16 protein-coding genes are annotated in these 16346 nt (G+C 60.7%); 15 read left to right on the top strand and 1 reads right to left on the bottom strand.

Features of this window, described 5'->3' with window-relative positions; translation table 11 throughout:
• The first annotated feature begins 76 nt into the window (after positions 1–76).
• The 11 genes from VJ464_08315 (at position 77) to VJ464_08265 (ending at position 9769) form a co-directional block, all read left to right on the top strand.
• On the top strand, positions 77–751 hold the full coding sequence (locus VJ464_08315) for an outer membrane beta-barrel protein (GenBank protein ID HKQ05119.1): 675 nt from the start codon (positions 77–79) through the stop codon (positions 749–751).
• Positions 752–851: 100 nt separating this feature from the next.
• The gene (locus VJ464_08310; protein ID HKQ05118.1) at positions 852–3053 is read left to right on the top strand and encodes a VIT domain-containing protein; all 2202 of its coding nucleotides are present in this window, start codon (positions 852–854) and stop codon (positions 3051–3053) included.
• A gap of 121 nt (positions 3054–3174) precedes the next feature.
• Positions 3175–4443 (top strand): phosphoribosylamine--glycine ligase, encoded by a 1269-nt coding sequence (purD, locus tag VJ464_08305; GenBank protein ID HKQ05117.1) that lies wholly within the window; start codon positions 3175–3177, stop codon positions 4441–4443.
• 28 nt (positions 4444–4471) lie between these two features.
• Positions 4472–5413 carry a serine hydrolase gene (locus VJ464_08300; GenBank protein ID HKQ05116.1) on the top strand — a complete coding sequence of 314 codons (942 nt, stop codon included), beginning with the start codon at positions 4472–4474 and terminating at the stop codon, positions 5411–5413.
• A 91-nt stretch (positions 5414–5504) separates the two neighbouring features.
• Positions 5505–7184 (top strand): methylmalonyl-CoA mutase family protein, encoded by a 1680-nt coding sequence (locus VJ464_08295; GenBank protein HKQ05115.1) that lies wholly within the window; start codon positions 5505–5507, stop codon positions 7182–7184.
• Positions 7185–7188: 4 nt separating this feature from the next.
• On the top strand, positions 7189–7386 hold the full coding sequence (locus VJ464_08290) for a hypothetical protein (GenBank protein HKQ05114.1): 198 nt from the start codon (positions 7189–7191) through the stop codon (positions 7384–7386).
• A 2-nt stretch (positions 7387–7388) separates the two neighbouring features.
• Positions 7389–7682 carry a hypothetical protein gene (locus tag VJ464_08285; protein ID HKQ05113.1) on the top strand — a complete coding sequence of 98 codons (294 nt, stop codon included), beginning with the start codon at positions 7389–7391 and terminating at the stop codon, positions 7680–7682.
• A 6-nt stretch (positions 7683–7688) separates the two neighbouring features.
• A complete protein-coding gene (locus VJ464_08280; GenBank protein ID HKQ05112.1) occupies positions 7689–8099 on the top strand; it encodes a cobalamin B12-binding domain-containing protein in 411 nt (136 codons plus the stop codon).
• Positions 8100–8253: 154 nt separating this feature from the next.
• Positions 8254–8835, top strand: coding sequence for a sigma-70 family RNA polymerase sigma factor (locus VJ464_08275; protein ID HKQ05111.1), 582 nt, complete (start codon positions 8254–8256; stop codon positions 8833–8835).
• Positions 8786–9325 carry a hypothetical protein gene (locus VJ464_08270; protein HKQ05110.1) on the top strand — a complete coding sequence of 180 codons (540 nt, stop codon included), beginning with the start codon at positions 8786–8788 and terminating at the stop codon, positions 9323–9325. The genes VJ464_08275 and VJ464_08270 overlap by 50 nt, the downstream gene beginning before the upstream one ends.
• 24 nt (positions 9326–9349) lie before the next feature.
• Positions 9350–9769, top strand: coding sequence for a periplasmic heavy metal sensor (locus tag VJ464_08265; GenBank protein ID HKQ05109.1), 420 nt, complete (start codon positions 9350–9352; stop codon positions 9767–9769).
• Positions 9770–9858: 89 nt separating this feature from the next.
• Here VJ464_08265 and VJ464_08260 read toward each other — a convergent pair whose 3' ends face one another.
• Complete coding sequence (locus VJ464_08260; GenBank protein HKQ05108.1) at positions 9859–10233, bottom strand: cupin domain-containing protein; 375 nt, start codon at positions 10231–10233, stop codon at positions 9859–9861.
• Between the two features lie 198 nt (positions 10234–10431).
• Here VJ464_08260 and VJ464_08255 point away from each other — a divergent pair, with 198 nt between their 5' ends.
• From VJ464_08255 to ppdK, 4 genes are all read left to right on the top strand, one after another.
• A complete protein-coding gene (locus VJ464_08255) occupies positions 10432–11379 on the top strand; it encodes an aldo/keto reductase (GenBank protein ID HKQ05107.1) in 948 nt (315 codons plus the stop codon).
• Positions 11380–11537: 158 nt separating this feature from the next.
• Complete coding sequence (locus VJ464_08250) at positions 11538–13013, top strand: thioredoxin family protein (GenBank protein ID HKQ05106.1); 1476 nt, start codon at positions 11538–11540, stop codon at positions 13011–13013.
• A 63-nt stretch (positions 13014–13076) separates the two neighbouring features.
• Entirely contained in the window at positions 13077–13334 is a 258-nt protein-coding gene (locus VJ464_08245) for a hypothetical protein (GenBank protein ID HKQ05105.1), read from the top strand.
• A 231-nt stretch (positions 13335–13565) separates the two neighbouring features.
• Positions 13566–16340 carry a pyruvate, phosphate dikinase gene (gene ppdK, locus VJ464_08240; GenBank protein HKQ05104.1) on the top strand — a complete coding sequence of 925 codons (2775 nt, stop codon included), beginning with the start codon at positions 13566–13568 and terminating at the stop codon, positions 16338–16340.
• Positions 16341–16346 lie beyond the last annotated feature (6 nt).

Raw genomic sequence — 16346 nt, 5'->3', positions numbered from 1 at the left:
TCGGCGTTCAAACCAGTGAATAAAAAACCGAACGTTCGTAGACTGCCAGCCCAATTTTCAGAATAGAAGGTACCCCATGCGACAACTGCTTCTAGCCGCCTTGTTGGTGGCTTGCTTCCACACCGTCGCCGGCGCGCAAGCGACCAGTAATGAATTGTACCCGAAGGTCGAAGGCTTCGTCGGCTATTCAGCCAATGGTTATTCGACGCGAGAATCGTCGGACCACACGGCAGTTCAAAACATCTCAGCTTTCTTCAGCGACCAGGCCGGGGGACCGACAGGCTTTCAGACTTCGCTCACCAGAAACCTGCGCAAATACCTCGGCATCAAGGGCGACTTTTCAATGTATTTCAATCAGAGCCGAGGACAGACAGGCACGCTCTGTGTTGAGAGCAATTGCGTGACCGGGCAGGCTTTCAATGTCGATTCCAGGGCGCTCTATTTGATGGGTGGCCCCGAATTCAAAGTGCGTAATCAAACACGGCTAACGCCTTTCGCGCACTCTTTATTCGGCATGGCGCACTCGCGCTCGGCGTTCCATACGGCCAGTCCGAGCCTCAGTTTCGCCGACTCGCACACTCGCACGGGACTGGCAATGGCATTCGGCGGCGGCTTTGATATTCGCGCCAGCAATCGAATCAGCGTTCGCAGCCTGATCGATTACCTGCCGACACGGCTGGGCGATGCCGATCCCCAGGAGAGCGGCAGACAAAACCACGTCCGCCTCTCACTCGGCATTGTCTTTCACTGAGATCGTGACGGGGCGATTGTCGCAGAACAGATGCCCTTAAGATTAAAATAACGATGCGGCTGATGACTCATCAGCGCGATTGAGTTCAGGAGAGAAGCCAATGAGATTCAGATTGCTTGTTGTGCTCGCGTTCGTTCTTTGTATGGGCGGCGGCGCCTTCGGCCAGGGGGTTATCATTCCCGACGAATGCCACCGCTGCCCGCCGCTGCCCCGCCCGCTGCCGCAACCGCTGCCGCGCGTCCTCAACGTCAAATCGGTAAAGATCACCACAAAGATCGATTCGCAGGTGGCGACGACGAAAGTCGAACAGGTCTTCGAGAACCCCTCGCCTTACCGGCTCGAAGGCGCTTACTTTTTCCCCATCCCTGAGAGTGCTTCGATCTCGGATTTCGCCATCTATGACGGCGACAAACGCATGGCCGCGGAGATTGTCGAGAAGGCAAAGGCGCGACAAATCTATAACGAGATTGTTCGCCGGCAGATCGATCCCGGCCTGCTCGAATACGTCGGCAAAGACCTCTTTCAGGCGAGCGTCTTCCCCATCGAGCCGCGCTCGACCAGGAAGATCGAGCTGACCTATTCGCAGGTGCTCAAGAGCGAAGGCGGCACCGTCAGCTACCGTTATGAGCTGGGCTCAGGCCGCCGCATTCAGCCAGCGCCGATCAAAGAGATTGCCGCCTCGGTCGAGATCAACTCGCCGATTGATCTCAAGAACATCTTCTCGCCATCGCACAAAATCTCGATCACGCGCGACGGCGAGCGGCGCGCGCGTTTGAGCTTTGAGGGCGTCGGCGCTGACACGCAAAAAGATTTCCTGCTCTATTACTCGCTATCGGAAAAAGATTTCGGGCTGTCGCTGTTGACCCACCGCGAGCCGGGCAAAGACGGTTACTTCCTGATGCTGGTTTCGCCGAAGTCGAACATCGCCGATCAGGAGCGCCTGGCGAAAGACATCGTCTTTGTGCTTGATACCTCGGGCTCGATGAGCGGCGAGAAAATTGACAAGGCGCGGGCGGCCTTAAAGTTCGGCGTCGAATCCTTAGGCGAGCGCGACCGCTTCAACGTCATCTCGTTTTCCGGCGAAGAACATCTGATGAAAGCCGCCTTGATCCAGGCCGACCGGGCCGGCAAGCAGGCGGGCGTGAAGTTTATCGATAACCTGCGCGCCGAAGGCGGCACCAACATCAACGACGCGCTGATCGCCGCGCTCAAACAGTTTCAATCCGCCGAGCGTCCGGCGATGGTGGTCTTCCTTACAGACGGCCTGCCGACGGTCGGCCCCACAGACATCAGAGACATCGTCCGCAATGCCGCCGGCGCCAACCGCGCAAACGTGCGCCTGTTCACCTTCGGCGTCGGCTATGACGTGAATACCAACCTGCTCGACAAGCTGGCGGCGGACAATCGCGGCGTCAGCGATTACATCGAGCCGCAGGAAGACCTCGAAATCAAAGTCTCGAACTTCTTTGCTCGGGTCAACTATCCAGTGTTGTCGGATCTGAAGCTCGACTTCGGCGGCGTCGAAGCCGACCTGCTCTACCCGCGCACGCTCGGCGACCTGTTCAAGAACTCGCAACTGGTGATCGTCGGGCGCTATAAGAACAGCGCGAGCGCCGCCACCATCCGCCTGACCGGCAAGGTCGGCAACCGCGAAGAGACGTTTACCTTCGCGGGTCAGCACTTCCCCGCCGAGCGCAGCGACAACGCTTTTCTCGGGCGGCTGTGGGCGACGCGCCGCGTCGGCTACCTGCTCGAACAGATTCGCCTGAACGGCGAGAACACGGAAGTCAAAGACGAGATCATTCAGCTCGGCACGCGCTATGGCATCGTCACGCCGTACACCTCTTTCCTGGTGACCGAAGACATGAAAGACATCGGCAGGCGCGGGCGTCCCGGCGAGCCGCTGCCGCCAATGCCACGGCGCTCGTTGGATGCAATGGCCAACGCCGCGCCCGCCAGTGGTTCTGGCGTTGCGGACACGAGATTGCGCCAGTCGAGCGGCGAATCGGCGGTCGTCTACAGTCAGGCCGAAAAGGCGTTAAAGGAGTCGGACAAACTCGATAGCCCCGACTCGTACCTGATGAGCGTTCGCACTGTCGCGGACAAGACCTTTAAGCTCAAAGGCGACGAGTGGGTGGACACCGAGTTCAAAGACACCGCGGCGCTGCCGCAGGTCAACCTGCAATTCGGCAGCGACGAGTTCTTCAGCTTGATCGCCAAAGAGCCGAAGCTCGCCGAGTACTTTGCGCTCGGCAAGAAAGTCACGGTCGTCTACAAAGGCAAGGTCTATCGTGTGATATAGATCGCCTGGCCACAAAGCCACGAAGCCACAAAGAGGACACAATGTATATCGTGACTCTTTGTGGCTTCGTGGCTTTGTGGCTTTGTTTTTTCGTAGCGCCGCGAAGTACAATCGCGGTGCTATGAACATACTGGTCATCGGCTCTGGCGGGCGCGAGCATGCGCTCTGCTGGAAGCTCAAACAATCGCCGCGCACCGCGGCGCTCTTCTGCGCCCCCGGCAACGCCGGCATCGCCGCCCTCGCCGACTGCTTGCCCGCCGATGTGAATGATGCGGGCAGCCTGGCCAACCTCGCCGAAGCCATCAAAGCCGACCTCACCGTCGTTGGCCCTGAAGCGCCGCTGGTCGCGGGCATCAGTGAAGCGTTTCATGCGCGCGGCCTCAGACTGGTCGGCCCATCTGCCGAGGCGGCGCGGTTGGAAGGCAGCAAGATTTTCGCCAAGCAGTTCATGGCGCGTCACCAGATTCCCACGGCGCAGTTCACTGCCTGTCATTCGCCCGAATCGGCGCGCGCCGCGCGTGAGCTTGAATTCCGCTTCCCCGTCGTCATCAAGGCCGACGGCCTGGCTGCCGGCAAGGGCGTGCGCATCGCCCAAAATGAAGGCGAGTTCGACGCCGCGATTCAAGACTTAATGATTGACCGCCTCTTCGGCGAAGCCGGGACGCGCATCGTCTTGGAAGAATGTCTCGTCGGGCACGAGGCTTCTGTGATGCTCTTTACAGATGGCAAGGATTATAAAGTGATCGCCCCGGCGCGGGACTATAAGCGCGTCAATGATCGTGACGAAGGGCCGAACACCGGCGGCATGGGGTCGTTTTCAATGCCGGGGCTGATTGACGAAGCGACGATGGCCCGCATCCGTGGCGAGGTGATCGAGCCGGCGCTCGCCGGATTGCGCGCTGAAGGCTATCCGTTCAGGGGCTTCCTCTACGCCGGTCTGATGTTGACTGCTGACGGCCCGAAGGTCATCGAGTTCAACGCGCGCCTGGGCGACCCGGAAACTCAGCCCATCCTCATGCGCCTCGATAGCGATCTGGTTGACATCTGCGAAGCCATCATTGATGAACGCATCGGCGCAACCGAAGTGCGCTGGAGCGATGTCGCGACCGTCTGTGTCGTCGCGGCGTCGGGCGGTTATCCCGGCGACTTTGAGAAGGGCAAGGCCATCAGCGGTCTTGATGAAGCGGGCACGGTCGAAGGCGTCGTCGTCTTTCACGCCGGCACGGCGCGCGATACGGGCGGCGGACTTGTGACCACGGGCGGGCGCGTGCTGGGCGTCACGGCGCGGGCGGCGACGCTTGAAGCGGCGCGGGCGCGGGCTTACGAAGCCATCAGCAAGATTCAGTTCGAGCGCATGCACTATCGCCAAGACATTGCCGCGCAAGCATGAGCTATCTTGAAAATTGCGAATGGGTCATATGATGAGAATCACTCGACCGGGCACTTTCACCGCATCGTTGCTGCTATCGCTCACCCTCTGCTCAATGGCGCAGACCGCCGGGCCACGCCCGCTGAACCCGGCGACCATGCCAGTGGGCGAGCGTGTGCGCAAAGAGCTGGTTGAGTTCAAAGGCAAGGTTATTTTATTCGCCAAGAATCTCGACAGCGGCGCGACCTTTGGCATCGGCGAAGACCAGCGCGTCCGCACCGCCAGCACCATCAAAGTCGCGGTGATGGTCGAAGCCTTTGCCCGTGTCGCCGAAGGCAAAGCGAAATGGAGCGATGAAGTCGTGCTGACAACCGCCAAGAAAGTTGGCGGCTCAGGCATTCTGCAAGAACTGTCTGACGGCCTGCGCCTCAACCTGCGCGACGCCGTCACCTTGATGATGACCCTCAGCGACAACACGGCCACCAACCTGGTGCTGGACGCCTTGACCACCGATGCGGTTAACGCGCGCATGGAGTCGCTCGGCCTGCACCAGACGCGCGTGTTGCGCAAGGTCTTTGGCGGCGGCATAAGTCGCGCGGGCGAAGACCCGGCCCTCAAGCCTTACGGGCTGGGCGTGACGACGCCGCATGAGATGGTCACACTGCTTGAAAAGCTGGAGCGCGGCGAGGTCGTCAGCCGCGAAGCCTCCAAAGAAATGCTGGCGCTGATGAAACGCGAGCAGGTTCATGCAGGTATCGGGCGCACCTTGAACGGCGTCGAGATGGCGACCAAGTCGGGCGCGCTCGATCAACTGCGCAGCAACGTCGGCATCATCTACAGCAAGCGTGGCCGCATCGCGATGGCGATTACCTGTGATGACATGCCGGAGGCTGATTGGACAGAAGATAATGCCGGCCTGCTGATGCTGTCGCGGCTGTCGCTCATTCTCATGGATGGGCTGGGGCAATCGCCCGCCAATGAACATCGGTAAATTGACACTGCCTCTAACGCTCAACTATCATCGGGATTAATGCATTTGACTCGTCTGCGAATGCCTTTGACCTTTAGCCAAGGAGAAGCGAATGAGCACCGTCGAGATAACGAACCGCTTGCAGGAAGCCGAGCAGGAATGGGAAGAGCGCACGTTGAAGCCGACGCTCCGCCAGCGGCCTGAAAGCAAGTCACAGTTCACGACCACGTCGCTCGCCGCGGTCGAGCGGCTCTACACGCCGAACAGCCTGCCGGATTTCGATTACGAAACCGAGCTCGGCTTTCCCGGCCAGCCGCCCTACACGCGCGGCATTCACGCGACCGGCTATCGCGGGCGGTTGTGGACCATGCGCCAGTTCGCCGGCTTCGGCTCGGCCTTCGACACCAATCAGCGGTTCAAGTATCTGCTCGAACATGGGCAGACGGGTCTCTCGGTCGCCTTCGACCTTCCGACCTTGATGGGCTACGATTCGGATCACCCGTTCAGTGAAGGCGAAGTCGGCAAGTGCGGCGTGGCCATCTCCAGCCTCGCCGACATGGAGGTGCTGTTCGACGGCATCCCGCTCGATCAAGTGACGACCTCGATGACGATCAACGCGCCGGCTTCGATGATCTTTGCCATGTTCCTGGCGGTCGCCGAGCGCCAGGGCGCGGACTGGAAGCAGGTCGGCGGCACGCTGCAAAACGACATCCTCAAAGAGTACATCGCGCAGAAAGAGTGGATCTATCCGCCGCGTCCTTCGATGAAGCTGATCACCGACACCGTCGAGTTCTGCACCCGCGAAGTGCCGCGCTTCAATCCCATCTCGATCAGCGGTTATCACATCCGCGAAGCCGGCTCGACGGCTTTGCAAGAGCTGGCTTTCACGCTGCGCGACGGCATCGAATATGTGCAGTACGCGATCAACGCCGGCATGGACGTCAACGAATTCGCGCCGCGCCTGAGCTTCTTCTTTAACGCGCACAACGACTTCTTTGAAGAGATTGCCAAGTACCGCGCCGCGCGCCGCATCTGGTACAAGGTGATGCGTGATCGCTTCAATGCGACCAACCCGCGCGCCTGGACGTTGCGCTTCCACACACAGACCGCCGGCGTCTCGCTCACGGCGCAGCAGCCTTTGAACAACATCGTGCGCGTGGCGATTCAGGCGCTGGCCGGCGTCATCGGCGGCACCCAATCGCTGCACACCGATGCTTATGACGAAGCGCTCGCCCTGCCTTCGGACGAAGCGGCGCTGATCGCGTTGCGCACACAGCAGATCATCGCGCACGAATCGGGCGTGACGAATACGATTGACCCGCTCGGCGGCTCGTACTTCGTCGAGAAGCTAACGCGCGAGATGGAGGAAGGCGCGTTCGATTACTTCCGCAAGATTGACGGCTTCGGCGGCATGGTCGAGGCAATAGACGCGGGCTTCCCGCAGCGCGAGATTCAGGATTCGGCCTACGATTACCAGATGGCGGTCGAGACCAAAGACAAGATCATCGTCGGCGTCAACGACTACGTGATGCAAGAAACGCCGGGCGACGTGAACCTCTTGCAGATTGACGAATCGGTGGCCGAGCTGCAACGCGAACGCCTGGCGCAACTGCGCAACGAGCGCGACCAGGCGCGCGTCGAGAAGAGCTTGAAAGCGCTGGCCGATGGCGCGCGCGCCGGCGAGAACACCATGTACTTGCTGCTCGATTGCGCCCGCGCCTATGCGACGCTCGGCGAGATGTGCGAAGCGCTCAAGCCGATCTACGGCATCTATCAAGAGCCGGCGTTTTAGCACGATGGGCCAAAACAAGCACTACCGGAAGCGCGTCACCGGTTTGCAAGCGAAGATCAACTTGCATGAGCAAAAGATCGCCTTTGAGCTACAGAAGGCGGAACCAGATGCCGGCCTCATTCAGCATTGGTCAAAAGAAATACGCGGCTGGCAAAATGAGATTGGTCGTTTACAAAGGCGCTTGCCACAAAAGAGGAAGTAATTATGGCTGTTACACAAAGTGAGAGCCGGCCGCTCATGAGCATATCTTCAAATATGCTCGATATGCACATGCAAGAGCTGACAGAAGAGTGCGCTCGATTCGTCGCGATGATAGAGGCTTTGCGTACGATGTCAGTGTCACCGGAGCCGGCTGATGAAGAGCTGCGGGGCTACATCGAAGCGAATCTTTACGCTTCACTGTCGCATTTGAATAATCATGTTCAGCCGGCGATGGACGAATGGGATCGGTTAGTAGAAGAATTGCCTGATGACGAGGAAGAGGACGCCATCAAATAACGAGCTATGACTGACCAACGAATCAGAGTGTTGTTAGCCAAGCCCGGTCTCGACGGCCATGACCGCGGCGTCAAAGTCATCGCCCGCGCCCTGCGCGACGCCGGCATGGAGGTGATCTACACCGGCCTTAGACAGACGCCCGAAATGGTCGTCGGCGCTGCCGTGCAGGAAGACGTAGACGCCATCGGCCTGTCCATCTTGTCCGGCGCGCATATGACCCTCTTCCCGCGCGTCGTCGAGCTGGCGCGCGAAGCCGGGCTCGATGACGTGATCGTCTTCGGCGGCGGCATCATCCCCGACGAAGACATTCCGAAGCTGAAAGAGCAAGGCGTCTCCGCCGTCTTTACCCCCGGCACACGCATGGAAGAGATCATCGAATTCATCCGCCGCCACGCCCGCCGCGCACGCTTCGCGTGAAGTAAAAAGTAAAAAGTAAAAAGGCAAAAGTGATGGGGAGGGATACGTTCCCAACTTTTGCCTTTTTACTTTTTACTTTTGCCTTGGCGTGCGCCGCGCACCCGGCTGTCATATACTTCGCCCATCGCTAGCGACTAATTACTTGGACTAAGCGATGGGCGAAGGGCTGGCAGATGTGATGGACGGCGCGCAACTGAGAGAAGCGCTCGAAGCGCACCACCGTGACGCCTGGGGCTGGGCGCTGGCCTGCTGTGCGCGCCACCCGGCGGACGCCGAAAGCGTTTTGCAGACGGCTTACCTGAAGATCCTCGAAGGCAAAGCGCGCTTTGGCGGCGCCTCGTCATTTCGCACCTGGCTGTTTGCCGTGGTGCGCAACACGGCGAGCGATTATCGCCGCCGCGAATGGCTCAACCGGCTGCGGCTGACCCGCCACGCCGAGAGCGCGCCGCCACCTGCCGCCCGCCATTTCGACGACGACGTTTATCGCTCGCAAGTGCAGTCGCTCTTTCAGCGGGCGCTACGCGCTTTGCCGCGCCGCCAGCAGGAAGCCTTGCAACTGGTCTTTTATCACGACCTCAGCGTGGCGGAAGCGGCCGAAGTGATGGGCATTACCGTCGGTTCGGCGCGCACACATTATGAGCGCGGCAAGCGGCAACTGCGCCGGCTGATGGCCGAGTCAGGAGTTAATGATGAATCGCCACTCGGAAGAGCAGAAAATCAAGCAATGGTTCCATGAAGCACGACAGGCGGACGCCGCGCTCGCGCCCTCGTTCGCAGAGACGGTCACGGCGGCGCGAGCGAAAACGCTACCTGCCGCGCGGTGGTCGCTCGCCTGGCGCTTTGCCTTGGTCGCAGTCGTGCTGGTGGCTATCGGCGTTGCCGCGCTGATCTTCTTCAAGCGGTCAACGTCGCAGCCCAATCAGCAGACCGCCCAACGAGGGGAGACGCCAGGGTTGCCACCGGCCACCCCTACGCCGGAAATTACTTTCACCGGGCCCGCGCCAGTAGTCATAGCCCGCGCCGTACCTTCGCGGGTCACGCCGCGTCGGCCACGCGCCGCCCGGCCACGACCGGAGATTGAGCCGTCCGCGCTCTTGAGCTTCAAGTGGCAATCGCCAACCGACTTCTTGTTACGCACGCCGGGCGCTGACTTGCTGAAAACTGTGCCGCGCGTCAGCGACTCGGTGGTGCGCTTCAACGTTTTTCGCCCTGATGAGCAAAATTGAAACGGAGGATTTATGCGAGGACTTATGAGCCGAAGAATTCTCACCTTAATCGCCTTCTTACTTTTGGCCGTTGCCACCGCGCGCGCCCAGCAGCCCGCGCCCGATCAACTCGGCGAGGCGTTCTTTTCGCCTGAGCTGGTGATGCAGCATCAACAGACCATCGGCCTGACCGATCAGCAGAAGTCTTTCTTCAAGACCGAGCTGCGCAAGGCGCAGATGCGCTTCACAGAGTTGCAGTGGCAACTGAGCGACGAATCGGAAAAGCTGGTGGCACTCGTCAAACAGGAAGCGGTGGATGAGCAGGCGGTGCTGACGCAACTCGACAAGGTGCTCAACGCCGAGCGCGAGATCAAGCGGACGCAACTGTCGCTGGTCATCCAGATTCGCAACAACCTGACGCCCGAGCAGCGCGCCAGGCTTACCGAATTGAAACGCGGGAAATGATCAAGCGGAGCGATGCGTGATGAACTGAAGCGATGACGCCAGGCATGCCGACGCCCGGCTTTGCGCAATTCATCACGCATCGCTCATCATTATTTTTCTCCGCCTTCGGGGCCGTAAAACAGCACCCACACGGCGAAGTCGTCGCTGAAGCGCTCGAACCAGTGGGCCTCGCCGGCGGCGGCAAACAGGAAATCGCCCGCCTCGAACTTCTGCCGCGCCCCCTCGCAGACATACTCGCCGTGACCACTGACGACAATGTAAACCTCGTCGCGGCTGTGCGGCTTCTGCGGGTCGAAGCCGCGCGGCGCGTAGACTTCGAGTTGCAGGCTGCCGTGCGTGAATAAAGTCACAAAACGCTGACCGCCCTCTTCGGGAAGTTTGGCCAGTGCTTCTTGAAAGCCAACCTTTCGCCGGCCCTCGACTTCGGTATTATCGGTGTTATGGGAAGTAGGATCGTTGCTCATCGTCCACCTGAGTCTGATGATGTTTAAGGCAGCTAATCGTGATTGTCTGACAGAACCTTGGGCGAGGGCAAGCGACGCGCCGCCCGTCAGGCGCTCGCCGTCATAGCGCCCGACTTTTTCTGTCGTTATAGTATGCAGCGTAGGCGCAATGATCGAGCAGCCTTTGTGCGCTGCGAAACTCTGGCAGGAGAGAATAAGATGGAAAAGCGTCAACTCGGCAAATCCGAATTGCAGGTTGCCCCGCTCGCATTCGGCGGCAACGTCTTTGGCTGGACGGCAGACGAGCCGACCTCGTTTCGACTGCTGGACGCGTTTGTCGCCGCCGGCTTCAATCTCATCGACACGGCAGACCTCTACTCCCGGTGGAAGCCGGGCAATCAGGGCGGCGAATCTGAAACCATCATCGGCAAGTGGCTGCGGCAGCGCGGCAACCGCGACCGTGTGATCATCGCCACAAAAGTCGGCATGGACATGGGCGGCGGCAAGAAGGGGCTGTCGGCGTCTTACATCCAGCGCGCCGCCGAAGATTCGCTGGCGCGGTTGCAGACAGACTACATCGATCTCTACCAATCACACACGGACGACGCGGACACGCCGCTGGAAGAGACACTGGGAGCCTTCGCGCAGTTGGTTGAACAGGGTAAGGTGCGCGCCATCGGCGCGTCGAACTATTCGGGCAAGCGATTAGCCGAGGCCATTGATGTCAGCCGCAAGCATGGCTATCCACGTTACGAGAGCCTGCAACCGAACTATAACCTCTACGACCGCGCGGAGTACGAAACCGACATGGAGCCGGTCTGCCTTGAGCACAGCGTCGGCGTGATCAGTTACTATTCGCTGGCCAGCGGCTTTCTCACGGGCAAGTACCGCTCAGAAGCGGACCTGGCGAAAAGCCCGCGCGGCAAAGGCGTCCAGGCTTATCTGAACGAGCGCGGCTTCCGAATTCTGCAAGCGCTCGACGAAGTTGCCGGCGCTTATCATTCGACGCCGGCGCAGGTGGCGCTTGCCTGGCTGATTGCCCGTCCGAGCATCACTGCGCCTATTGCCAGCGCCACCAGTCTTGAACAACTGGACGACCTGATTGCCGCCGCGCATCTAAAATTGGATCGGGCGGCGATAGAGAAACTGGATCAGGCAAGCGCGTGAGATGTAAAAAGATGTCTGCGCTCGACCTTCTGTTTGACGCCGCCGCGAAAAGCGAATAGCTTCATCGGTGTGGGGCAGTTCCCTGCTCTCCACCTCTGAACCTGTGGCTGCCGCCCGGTGGTTGCGCGGCCAGGAATCTAACCCGAAAGAGAAATCCGATGAAACATAAACTTGTGACGTTTGTGTTTCTGCTCGCCCTGGCTGCGCCAGCGGCGGCGCAGGCAAAGAAGACAGAGGCCACAGACTGGCACGATGTCACCCGTGATGTCTTCGTCAACAACGAGCTGGATCGCGGCGCGCAGGTCTTGACCGCCGATAACCCGACGCGCCTGGCGCTGGTGACGGCAAAGCTCGACGCCGCCATCGTGCTCGACATCACAGAGAAGACCATGAGCGCGATGCCGAAGGACGCTTTTCATTTTGCTGCTGATCGCGTCTCGGCGAAATCCGACGCCGGTGTCGAGCTAAAGCCCGCGGGCAAGTTCACGCGCATCGACGGGCCGGTTTATTCGTTCGCCATCGGCGGCCTGCCGGTGTTGATCCGCGCGCATCCGGGCGCAGTCGGCGAGCTGACTTTAGACAAGCTCTGGGAAACTGTCCCCGTGTGGCGTGCCGAGATGGACGCTTACACGCCCGACGCCGGGGCGGTCGCGGCGCTCAAAGCAATCGATAAAGAGACACAGCTCACATTGATCTTCGGCACATGGTGTGGCGACAGCAAGTATTATGTGCCGCGCCTGCTGCGGGCGTTGAAAGAGGCCGGCAACAGCCATCTGCAAGTCAAGCTCATCGGCGTAGACAATCAGTTTCATGAGCCGGTCGCCACAGTGCAGCCGCGCCAGTTAACCAACGTGCCGACCATCATCGTCGAGCGCGATGGGCGCGAGGCCGGGCGCATCGTCGAGACGCCTGCCGTCGAGCTGATCGAGCAAGACCTCGCAGACCTCTTGAGCGGCAAGGTAAATCCGCACAAGGGGCGATTGGAGCGCGGCGCGAAGATCGCTTCGGGGGTTTATCAGTACAAGGACGCGGGCGGCAAACTGCGCGGCTCGGAAGATTGGGAGATGTTCAATACCGCGGACGGCGGCTTGCTCTTGCACAGCCGCGTGGCGATGGGCGATGTCGTCACGGAAGTCTTCGAGCGCACCAACGCGCAGCACGTGCCGACTTACGTCGAGATCACCCGCCAGCGCAATGAGGCGCGCGCGCGCACGCGCATCAACATTGACAGCCACACGCTGACCGCCCGCATGCGCAGCAGCATCAGCGGCATCATTCAACAGACGCTCGAAGTGCCTGACGCCTTCAGCCTCCGCCTGCCGGCGGTCGCCGCTGATGGCCTGCGGCTCGCCAACCTGAAAAGTGGTGAAGCATACAAAGCGGCTTGCTACCTGTCGCCGGCAGAGTTCGACGGCGCGATGGGGTCGCTGGCCGAGATGCGTGTTGAGGGCAAGGGCGACGAAGCGGTGCGCGTGCCGGCGGGCGATTTTCAGGCGCGTCACGTCATCCGCAAAGGCGAAAAGGAAACGAGCCACCTGTGGTTGCACCCGCGGCTCGGCGTGCCTGTGCGCGGCGAGGTCAATGGGTTGGCGTTCGTGCTAACCGCGCTTGAGCTTGCGCCGCCGGCGAAGTAAGCTATCCTCAGTAAAGCTTGCGTGAACTCTCCGAATGTCGAGTTGAATCAGGAGGAACATTTAATGAAGACCCGAATCAGTCGTCGCTCGGTGTTGAACACGATTGTGCCGGCGGCGCTTGTCAGCTTCGCGTTTCCGGCGCGCGCCAAAGCCGCCGACCAGCCGCATATGCAGGCGGCGCTCGACGCGCTCAGGGTCGCCAAGCGCGAGCTTGAACAGGCGACCGATGACAAAGGCGGCCACCGCCGCAAGGCCATCGGCCTGGTCAATCAAGCGATGAGTCAGGTCGAGCGCGGCATTCAGTTCGACCGCAGGCATTAATCGTCGAGCGGCTGGCGAGCGCCGGCGCTCGCCAGCCGAATCGCCCGATCTTCAATTCACCCCGCCCGTCTTTGAGACCGCCGCAAGCCTACGTGAATCCACTCGTCATTGAACGCCTGACCCACGCTTGACAAGCCGCGCCGGGTACACGATGCTAATTGTTTGGCTAAGGGCGATAATTTCCGCCCGATGCGCATCACCAACCTATCAGAACTCATAGGAGACTGTCAGATGGCGACCAAGTACGTCTACCTCTTCGCAAACGGCAAAGCCGATGGCCATGGCCAGATGAAAGACTTGTTAGGCGGTAAAGGCGCGGGGCTTGCCGAAATGACCAATGCCGGGCTGCCGGTGCCCCCCGGATTTACGATCACCACGCAGGCTTGCAATATGTATTATGACGCCGGCCAGCGCTTCCCGGATCAGATGTGGGAGCAGGCGCTCGCGGCGATGAAAGCGGTCGAGCGCGCCACCGGCAAAGGCTTCGGCGATCCGAAAAACCCGCTGCTCGTCAGCGTGCGCTCGGGCTCGAAGTTTTCGATGCCCGGCATGATGGACACGGTGCTGAACCTCGGCCTCAATGAAGAGACGCTGCTTGGGCTAGGCAAGCTCACCGCCAACGAGCGCTTCGCTTACGACGCCTACCGCCGCTTCATTCAGATGTTCGGCAAGATCGTTCTCGGCATCGATGCCGAGCTGTTCGACGACGCCTTTGACGCGGCGAAGAAGAAGGCCAAGGCTAAGCTCGACACCGATCTTTCGACCAAAGACCTCAAAGAGATTGCCAAAGAGTTCAAGAAGATCGTCCGCAAGCAGACCGGCAAGGATTTTCCCACTGATCCTTACAAACAGCTCGAAGAAGCGGTGCGCGCCGTCTTCCGCTCGTGGAACGGCGAGCGCGCCATCGCCTATCGCCAGATCGAAAAGATCCCCGACGACCTTGGCACAGCGGTCAACATCGTGACCATGGTCTTCGGCAACATGGGCAACGACAGCGGCACCGGCGTCGCCTTCACGCGCAACCCGAAGACCGGCGCCAAAGAGCTGTTCGGCGATTACCTGACCAACGCTCAGGGCGAAGACGTGGTGGCAGGCATCCGCACGCCGAAGCACATCGACCAGCTCCGAGAAGACATGCCCGAGGTCTATGACGAGTTCGTCCAGGTCGCCGACCGCCTGGAGCGCCACTATAAAGACATGCAGGACCTCGAATTCACCATCGAGCGCGGAAAGTTATGGATGTTACAGACGCGCAACGGCAAGCGCACCGGCCCGGCGGCGGTCAAAGTCGCGGTTGAGATGGCGCGCGAAGGCTTGATTGACGAGCGCACCGCCGTGCTGAGAGTGCCGGCAGGCGACATCGATCAGCTCCTGCACAAGATGGTTGACCCGAAGGCGAAAGTCCACGTGCTGACGCAAGGCATAGACGCTAGCCCCGGCGCGGCGGCGGGCCGCGTCGTCTTCACGCCGCACGAGGCCGAAGCCTGGGCCGCCAAGGGCGACCCGGTGATCCTGGTGCGCCGCGAGACTTCGCCCGAAGACGTGCGCGGCATGAAAGCGGCGCAGGCGATTTTGACTTCGACCGGCGGCCCGACTTCGCATGCGGCGGTGGTGGCGCGCGGCTGGGGCAAGCCGTGTGTGGTCGGCGCCGGCGAGCTCAACATCAACTATGGGAAGAATGAATTTGCGGTCAACGGCACGCGCATCAAGCAAGGCGACTGGGTGACCGTGGATGGCACCACAGGCCATGTCATCGAGGGCCAGGCGCCGCTGGTTGATCCGCAGCTCGGCGAAGATTTCTATCAGCTCATGAAGTGGGCAGACCAGTTCCGCCGCCTCAAGGTGCGCGCCAATGCCGACACGCCCGATGACGCAGCGATGGGCCGCAGCTTTGGCGCCGAAGGCATCGGGCTCTGCCGCACAGAGCATATGTTCTTCGAGGGCGAGCGCATCGATTATGTGCGGCAGATGATTCTCGGCTCGCTCGATTTCAAGCGCCTCGACTCCGAGCTGAAAACCATTGAAGGCGAGAGCGTCGGCACGACCAGTCCGAAGAAGCGCGAAGAGATCGCCCGCGTGCGTCGCCGCTTGAAGCAGGAGATCGAAGAGCCGAAGCGCCTGTACCTCGGCGGCCTGAAAGAGCTGCTCAAGTTACAGCGCGCCGACTTTGAAGGCATCTTCAAGGCGATGGATGGGCTGCCGGTGACCATCCGCACGCTCGATCCGCCGCTGCACGAATTCCTGCCGCACGACGAAGAAGGCACCAGGAAGCTGGCGCGCAAGCTCAAGGTGAAGTGGCAGCATCTGTGGGCGCGCGTGCAGTCGCTCCACGAAGCCAACCCGATGCTCGGACACCGCGGCTGCCGCCTCGGCGTCGTCTACCCGGAGATCACCGAGATGCAGGCGCGGGCCATCTTTGAAGCGGCGGCACGTGTGCAGAAGAAGGGTGTGAAGGTCTTGCCGGAGATCATGATTCCGCTGGTCAGCCACGTCAATGAATTGAAGCTGCAAGCCGAGGTCGTGCGCCGCGTCGCCGGTGAAGTGATGCAGGCGACGGGGCAGCAGATCGAGTATCTGGTCGGCACGATGATCGAGCTGCCGCGCGCGGCGCTCGTGGCCGATAAGATCGCCGAGGTGGCAGAGTTTTTCTCGTTCGGCACGAACGACCTGACGCAGACGGCCTTCGGCATCTCGCGCGACGATTCGGGCAAGTTCCTGCCTTACTATGTTGATCACCGCATCCTTGAGTACGACCCGTTCCAGGTGCTCGATCAGGAAGGCGTCGGCCAGCTCGTCGAGATGGGCACGGAGCGCGGACGGCAGACGCGAAAGGATTTGAAGGTCGGCATCTGCGGCGAGCACGGCGGCGAGCCGTCATCGGTCGGCTTCTGCCACCGTGTCGGTTTGTCTTATGTGAGCTGCTCGCCTTATCGCGTGCCGATTGCGCGACTGGCGGCGGCGCAGGCGGCGCTCGGCAGCGAAAAGAGCGTCTCGCGCACCGCGTGAGCAGCG

The organism is Blastocatellia bacterium (assembly GCA_035275065.1).
Taxonomy (GTDB): Bacteria; Acidobacteriota; Blastocatellia; order UBA7656; family UBA7656; genus DATENM01.
Note: the sequence above shows the minus strand (reverse complement) of the source record. Positions and strands in the feature narration are given on the sequence as shown.